The organism is Pseudomonas helleri (assembly GCF_009600315.1).
Taxonomy (GTDB): Bacteria; Pseudomonadota; Gammaproteobacteria; order Pseudomonadales; family Pseudomonadaceae; genus Aquipseudomonas; species Aquipseudomonas helleri_A.
This window is the reverse complement of sequence record NZ_WIWC01000013.1, coordinates 111,373-117,434: the sequence shown is the minus strand read 5'-3', so window position 1 is coordinate 117,434 and position 6,062 is coordinate 111,373. Positions and strand designations below refer to the sequence as shown.

Below are 6,062 nucleotides of genomic sequence, written 5' to 3'. Positions count from 1 at the left end.
CGTGGAACTGCTCGCCAGAAATGCCACGGTAAGCCGTTAACCCACTGTTGGGCAGGTGGGGTTTATGGATCGCATACGGTTTTTCACTAGCTACGGACTCTTGTTTTTTCGGACGCCAGCGGCTCAGTTTTGCGTTACGAGCGTCGGGGCGGCTTCTAACTTACGAACTCGCTTTAGCAAATACCGAAGTATTTGTTCGGCATCAGGCCCCACTCCTCGTAGGGTTGCAGAAGCGAAGTTGCGTTGTTTGGGCAAGCCTACAAAGTACAAGCCTGGAACATGAACGGCTCGCCCGTCGCGCTGCGCCACTCGTCCCTGCTCATCCATTACTGGAAGGCCTTGGAGAAATGGCAGGTTCGGACGATAGCCAGTGGCAAAAATCAGGCTATCAACGGTTTCATGCTGCCCTTCGGCCCAAATAACGCCTGTTGAAGTGACCTCGGAGAACATTGCTGCTTGATTGAAGCGTCCGGATCTCAGAGCCTTTCTGTACGTACCGTCGTCCAGTACAGGCGTGCTTTGATCGTTTAGCCACTTAGTTTTCTCTAGGCCTGTCCATTTCAACCAAGTATGAAAATCTGCTCCTAATATCCGTTGTGGCGCGAATCGAATCGCCTCTCGCGTGGCCAGAGTCACGGTTGCAACTTTGGATAAATCGTAAGCGATTTGTACAGCCGAGTTAGCAGCGCCAACTACGACGATGCGTTGCCCACTAAATGCTTCTGCATTCCGATAATGAGCACTGTGAAGCTGAGTGCCGCTGAAGTTCTTGAGCCCAGGGATATCGGGTACGTAGGGACGACTGAAGGCTCCTGAGGCCACGACCACCGCTCTCGCACAAAAGCTTTGTCCGTTCGCTGCAGTGATCCGAAATCCTTCGCCTTCCTGACCTACGTTCGCGACCCTAATCCCTTGAAGGATAGGTAACCGGAAGAAGTCGGCATAACCTTCCAGATAACGCACTACTTCATCCCGAGAAGGGTAGTGGCCTGCTGCTCCAGGAAATGGAAGCCCCGGAAGAGAGGAATATGCTGCTGGCGAGAACAATTCAAGGCTATCGTAGTAATTACGCCAGTTCCCCCCAGGCTGCGATTGCTCATCAAAAATGCGGAAATTGAGGCCGTGCTGCTTCAGGTGCCAACCGGTAGCCAACCCTGCTTGGCCAGCACCAATGACAATAACATCCAACATCTGACTGCTTATGTTCATGTATGCGCACTCATGCACGTATTTATGCAAAAAAAGGCTCAGACCTTTTCGCCTGGACAGCACAGTGGAACGATGCTTTTGGTGTGGATGAGGATGGCCTCTAGACGCTTGATAATGGCTGGGCCGTCCACTTCATAGAACATCTGGCGCCCTATCTTAGTGGCTCTAACGATCCCCGCCTCTAGTAGCACCTGAAGGTGGCGAGACACAACCGAACGCTCTTGAGGTAAGTCAGCCGCAATTTCAGTGACATCAGCACGGCCTAGTAGCATTACGCGCTTCAGCACTGCGATTCGCGGTGGCTCACAGAGGGCTTTGAAGAATGCACCGTCCAGCGACTCTATGGCGGCCTCGATTGCCTGGGTTCGGTTCAGTAATAAGGTCATGTAGCGACTATATGTGCATGTACGCGCACATGTAAAGGATCGGTCGAAACTGGGCACTACCTCCCAGGCTATCGGATGGGCAGACTATCAGCCATTGTCGAATGGTAACGCCTTGCACATGTAGCAAGCCGAGCCAGGGCAAAGCCCCCTAAACTGCTCCGTCTGTGAGATCAGAGACGGCGCAGAGCCTCGCTGGTTCAGTGCGTAGCCCTGCCGTTCAAAAAAGCCTGATGCAGTTGTTGTCAGCAAATGAAATCGAGCGATTCCCTGCCCGGCGGCTATCGCTTCAATGACTCGAAGCATTTCAGCTCCAACCCCTTTCGATCTGTATGCGGGCTCCACGACCAGAGAGCGCAGCAACCCGTTCGTACCATGCGTTTCGAATCCTCCCCATGCGACCGTCTCACTGTCCAGCGTGAACTCAAAAAAGGTTCGGCCAGGAAGATCAATATCGTCTGATGGAAGGTCAGCAGATTTCAGTGCATCGCGAAAGCGCTGCCATTGCCCACCGGCTATTTCCGTTGCCTGGATCATCATCTCCCACTCCATCCTTTCATCTCCTTTGTGCCGCTTTGCATGGACTGTTACGGCCCAAGCCGAAGCCGTAGTCATCATATTCGCTTTACCGAATATATGCCAAAGCGTATATTCGATTTTCCATATGCATCGAGTCTAGTCATGACCCCTGCTATCAAAGTGCTTTTCGTGTGCGTTGCCAACTCAGCCCGCTCCCAGCTTGCAGAGGCTTTGCTGCGTCACACCGACCCGCGCTTCGAGGCCTTCAGCGGAGGATCCCAACCGTCTGAGGTTGATACGCGCACGATTCAGGCGTTGGAGGCAGTTGGAGTCGATGCGACGGGCCTGCGAAGCAAGTCCATCAGCGAGTTTCAAGCTGATCGATTCGATTACGTAATCACTCTTTGCGATAAATCCGCCAGCGAGTGCCTACCAATGCCCAGTGCAGGTGAAGTCATTGCCTGGGACTTTCCTGACCCAGTAACGAGCGATGATCCCGGTGCATTTCGCCACACGCTCCACGACATCCACGAGCGCATCAAGCTCTTCGTTTTGGTCAAGACCAAACACCTGGAGGATCTATGACAGAACCCATGAACCCCACCACGTTATTCAAGTGCTTGGCGGATGACACCCGAGCCAAAATTTCCCTGCTCGTCGTGAGCGAAGGCGAGCTGTGTGTCTGCGAGCTGACGGCGGCACTCGACCTGAACCAGCCGAAGATTTCTCGTCATTTGGCCCTGCTGCGTTCTGCTGGTTTGTTGATGGATCGCCGGCAAGGTCAGTGGGTGTACTACCGCCTGAACCCCGATTTGCCTGCGTGGGTAACTGCGGTTTTGAAAGAAGTCGTAGACGCCAATCAGCAATGGCTGGAAACCGATACTAAACGCCTGTGCGGTATGAACGACCGTCCGATCAACCAGGCCGTGTGCAGCTGATTCACGCCCAACCGGATTAACGAAATGCTGATTGCCGTATTGATATTTATCGCCACCATCGTGCTCGTCATCTGGCAGCCTAAAGGGCTCGGAGTTGGTTGGAGTGCCACGTTGGGTGCCATCGTGGCGTTGCTGGCAGGCGTCGTTACTCTTGCAGACATACCCGAGGTCTGGCGCATCGTCTGGAATGCTACCGGAACTTTCATCGCGGTCATCATCATCAGTTTGCTGCTTGATGAGGCAGGCTTTTTTAAATGGGCTGCGCTGCATGTGGCCCGATGGGGAGGCGGAAGCACCCGCAAGCTGTTCGCATTTATCGTCCTGCTTGGCGCAGCGGTGTCGGCCCTGTTCGCCAATGACGGAGCAGCATTGATCCTCACACCCATTGTGATCGCGATGTTGCTGGCGTTGCGTTTTTCTCCTGCGGCTACTTTGGCATTCGTCATGGCAGCCGGTTTTATCGCCGACACGGCGAGCTTACCGCTGGTGGTTTCCAACCTGGTCAACATCGTTTCTGCCGACTACTTCGATATCGGCTTCAACGAATATGCTTCGATCATGGTGCCGGTAAACATCGTCAGCGTGGCAGCGACATTAGCCATGCTGCTGTGGTTTTTCCGCAAAGATTTACCAAAGACCTATGACCTCAACCAACTGAACAATCCGGACGAGGCAATCCACGACCGGGCCACGTTTGTAGCCGGCTGGTGGGTGCTGGCACTACTCCTGATCGGCTTCTTTGTCATTGAGCCATTGGGGGTGCCAATCAGCGCCATTGCAGCGGTCTGTGCGTTCATTCTCTATGTCATCGCGGCTCGTGGTCACGCCATCAACACAAGCAAGGTGCTCAAAGAGGCCCCATGGCAAGTGGTGATTTTTTCCTTGGGTATGTATCTGGTCGTCTATGGCTTGAAGAACGCGGGCCTGACCGACCACATCGCGCAGATCCTGAACGTGTTCGCCGGTTATGGCGTTTGGGGCGCGTCCCTGGGTACAGGGCTGCTAACAGCATTGCTGTCTTCGATCATGAATAACATGCCTACGGTTCTGGTTGGCGCCTTATCCATTCATGCCGCCGAAGTTGATGGCGTCGTACAGCAAGCGATGGTGTACGCCAACATCATTGGCTGCGATCTAGGCCCGAAGATCACTCCAATTGGCAGTCTGGCCACGCTGCTGTGGCTGCATGTGCTGGCCAAGAAGGACATCAAGATCAGCTGGGGTTACTACTTCAAGACTGGGATCGTGCTGACCCTGCCTATCCTCGTCGCCACCTTGTCTGCCCTGGCATTGCGCCTCAGTTTCTGAATCAAGGAATCTTCTGATGAAAGTCTTGTTCATGTGCACCCACAACAGCTGCCGCAGCATTCTGTCCGAGGCGCTGTTCAATCACCTGGCGCCTGAAGGCGTAGAAGCGGTCAGCTCGGGGAGCTTTCCCAGTGGCCGGGTGAATCAAAGGGCACTGCAGACACTGGAGGCGGCGGGTATCTCTACTGCGGGCTTAAGCAGCAAGGCTTCGGACGCTTTTGAAGGCTCGCCGCCAGACATCGTGATCACTGTCTGTGACCGGGCTGCAGGTGAGGCATGCCCAATCTTCTTCGGGCCAGCTTTGAAGGCGCATTGGGGGCTGGCCGACCCGTCTGAGGCTAGCGGGTCGGAAGCCGAGATCACCGCTGCGTTTGAAACCACACTCGCCAAAATTCACGAGCGCGTGAGCGCATTTCTTGCGCTGCCACTGAAGACCATCAGCACTGACCAGTTGAAAGCTGAACTGAACCGCATCGGTTCGCTTTAAAGATCAACCGAGGCGGCACCCAACCAGGCGCCGCCGTAGGAGTTTATATGCAAGAGACATTGCCGAACGTTCACGCCGACCTGATCGACATTCCTTCGTTGGAGCAACTGGCACCTCGTACGCCTTCGCTCCATAAGCCTCGAATTCTGCTTTTGTACGGATCGACGCGAGAGCGCTCTTTCAGCCGGCTGGTGACTCAGGAAGCAGCCCGCTTGTTGGAAGAGTTTGGCGCCGAAACCAAGATCTTTGACCCATCAGGTCTCCCGCTGCCGGATGACGCTCCCGATACACATCCCAAGGTCGCTGAGCTGCGCGAGCTGATGCAATGGTCTGAGGGGCAGGTGTGGTGCTCCCCTGAGCGTCACGGCTCCATGAGCGCAGTATTCAAAGCCCAAATTGACTGGGTACCGCTGGCGATGGGCGCTGTACGGCCTACGCAAGGCAAAACCCTTGCAGTGATGCAGGTCTGCGGCGGCTCGCAATCTTTCAACGTGGTCAATCAGCTGCGCGTACTGGGCCGATGGATGCGGATGTTCACCATCCCAAACCAATCTTCGGTGGCCAAGGCATTTACCGAGTTCGACGAGGCAGGTCGTATGAAGCCGTCCTCGTACTACGACCGACTCGTGGACGTGATGGAAGAGCTGATGAAGTTCACCCTGCTGTTGCGGGATCGCCAGGATTATTTGGTTGATCGGTACTCCGAGCGCAAAGAGTCCGCCGAAGAGCTTTCCAAACGCGTCAACCAGCGCTCCATCTAACGTCAGTGCGAGGAAACTGTATGAGCCAGATCACGATCTATCACAACCCGCAATGTGGCACCTCTCGCAACACCTTGGAGCTGATCCGCAACAGCGGAGAAGAGCCGACTGTTATCGAGTACCTACAGACCCCACCTGACCGCACCACGCTTGTCAGGTTGATCAAGGATATGGGTATTGAGGTGCGGGCCCTGCTTCGCATCAAAGGCACTCCTTACGAGGAGTTGGGACTGGGCGATACGTCACTTACTGATGATCAGCTCATCGATGCCATGATGGCTCACCCCATCCTGATCAATCGCCCCATCGTCGTGACGCCCTTGGGCACACGCTTGTGTCGACCGTCAGAGGCAGTCCTCGACCTTCTGCCGCAAGAGCAGCGCGGCAGCTTCGTCAAAGAAGACGGACAAGTCGTCATTGATGAGAATGGCCGCAGGGTTTAAACCGATGTAAAGCA

At 54.9% G+C, this 6,062-nt stretch carries 9 protein-coding genes; 6 read left to right on the top strand and 3 right to left on the bottom strand.

Annotated features, from left to right (window positions below; genetic code table 11):
* Positions 1-123 precede the first annotated feature (123 nt).
* From GHN86_RS10825 to arsN2, 3 genes are all read right to left on the bottom strand, one after another.
* The gene (locus GHN86_RS10825; protein WP_153368000.1) at positions 124-1,209 is read right to left on the bottom strand and encodes a flavin-containing monooxygenase; all 1,086 of its coding nucleotides are present in this window, start codon (positions 1,207-1,209) and stop codon (positions 124-126) included.
* Between the two features lie 38 nt (positions 1,210-1,247).
* A complete protein-coding gene (locus GHN86_RS10820; protein WP_069552307.1) occupies positions 1,248-1,595 on the bottom strand; it encodes an ArsR/SmtB family transcription factor in 348 nt (115 codons plus the stop codon).
* A gap of 87 nt (positions 1,596-1,682) precedes the next feature.
* Positions 1,683-2,144, bottom strand: coding sequence for an arsenic resistance N-acetyltransferase ArsN2 (arsN2, locus tag GHN86_RS10815; protein WP_058410995.1), 462 nt, complete (start codon positions 2,142-2,144; stop codon positions 1,683-1,685).
* 129 nt (positions 2,145-2,273) lie between these two features.
* Between arsN2 and GHN86_RS10810 the strand changes: the two genes are divergently transcribed.
* Genes GHN86_RS10810 through arsC form a run of 6 tightly spaced genes read left to right on the top strand, consistent with a single transcriptional unit; the run spans position 2,274 to position 6,048 of the window.
* Entirely contained in the window at positions 2,274-2,696 is a 423-nt protein-coding gene (locus GHN86_RS10810) for an arsenate reductase ArsC (protein WP_058410996.1), read from the top strand.
* Positions 2,693-3,049 (top strand): metalloregulator ArsR/SmtB family transcription factor, encoded by a 357-nt coding sequence (locus tag GHN86_RS10805; protein ID WP_058410997.1) that lies wholly within the window; start codon positions 2,693-2,695, stop codon positions 3,047-3,049. The genes GHN86_RS10810 and GHN86_RS10805 overlap by 4 nt, the downstream gene beginning before the upstream one ends.
* A gap of 24 nt (positions 3,050-3,073) precedes the next feature.
* Positions 3,074-4,357, top strand: coding sequence for an arsenic transporter (locus tag GHN86_RS10800; protein WP_032856859.1), 1,284 nt, complete (start codon positions 3,074-3,076; stop codon positions 4,355-4,357).
* A gap of 16 nt (positions 4,358-4,373) precedes the next feature.
* Positions 4,374-4,844 carry an arsenate reductase ArsC gene (locus tag GHN86_RS10795; RefSeq protein WP_033902850.1) on the top strand — a complete coding sequence of 157 codons (471 nt, stop codon included), beginning with the start codon at positions 4,374-4,376 and terminating at the stop codon, positions 4,842-4,844.
* A 47-nt stretch (positions 4,845-4,891) separates the two neighbouring features.
* Complete coding sequence (gene arsH, locus GHN86_RS10790; protein ID WP_033902849.1) at positions 4,892-5,605, top strand: arsenical resistance protein ArsH; 714 nt, start codon at positions 4,892-4,894, stop codon at positions 5,603-5,605.
* Between the two features lie 20 nt (positions 5,606-5,625).
* Positions 5,626-6,048, top strand: a complete 423-nt coding sequence (gene arsC / locus GHN86_RS10785; protein ID WP_058410998.1) for an arsenate reductase (glutaredoxin) — start codon at positions 5,626-5,628, stop codon at positions 6,046-6,048.
* Positions 6,049-6,062: the final 14 nt, after the last annotated feature.

Bases quoted from the DNA above. Each gene is read 5' to 3' on its own strand.
- GHN86_RS10825 (WP_153368000.1), bottom strand. From the start codon at position 1,209: ATGAACATAAGCAGTCAGATGTTGGATGTTATTGTCATTGGTGCTGGC.
- arsH (WP_033902849.1), top strand. From the start codon at position 4,892: ATGCAAGAGACATTGCCGAACGTTCACGCCGACCTGATCGACATTCCT.
- GHN86_RS10810 (WP_058410996.1), top strand. From the start codon at position 2,274: ATGACCCCTGCTATCAAAGTGCTTTTCGTGTGCGTTGCCAACTCAGCC.
- GHN86_RS10800 (WP_032856859.1), top strand. From the start codon at position 3,074: ATGCTGATTGCCGTATTGATATTTATCGCCACCATCGTGCTCGTCATC.
- GHN86_RS10805 (WP_058410997.1), top strand. From the start codon at position 2,693: ATGACAGAACCCATGAACCCCACCACGTTATTCAAGTGCTTGGCGGAT.
- arsN2 (WP_058410995.1), bottom strand. From the start codon at position 2,144: ATGGAGTGGGAGATGATGATCCAGGCAACGGAAATAGCCGGTGGGCAA.
- arsC (WP_058410998.1), top strand. From the start codon at position 5,626: ATGAGCCAGATCACGATCTATCACAACCCGCAATGTGGCACCTCTCGC.
- GHN86_RS10820 (WP_069552307.1), bottom strand. From the start codon at position 1,595: ATGACCTTATTACTGAACCGAACCCAGGCAATCGAGGCCGCCATAGAG.
- GHN86_RS10795 (WP_033902850.1), top strand. From the start codon at position 4,374: ATGAAAGTCTTGTTCATGTGCACCCACAACAGCTGCCGCAGCATTCTG.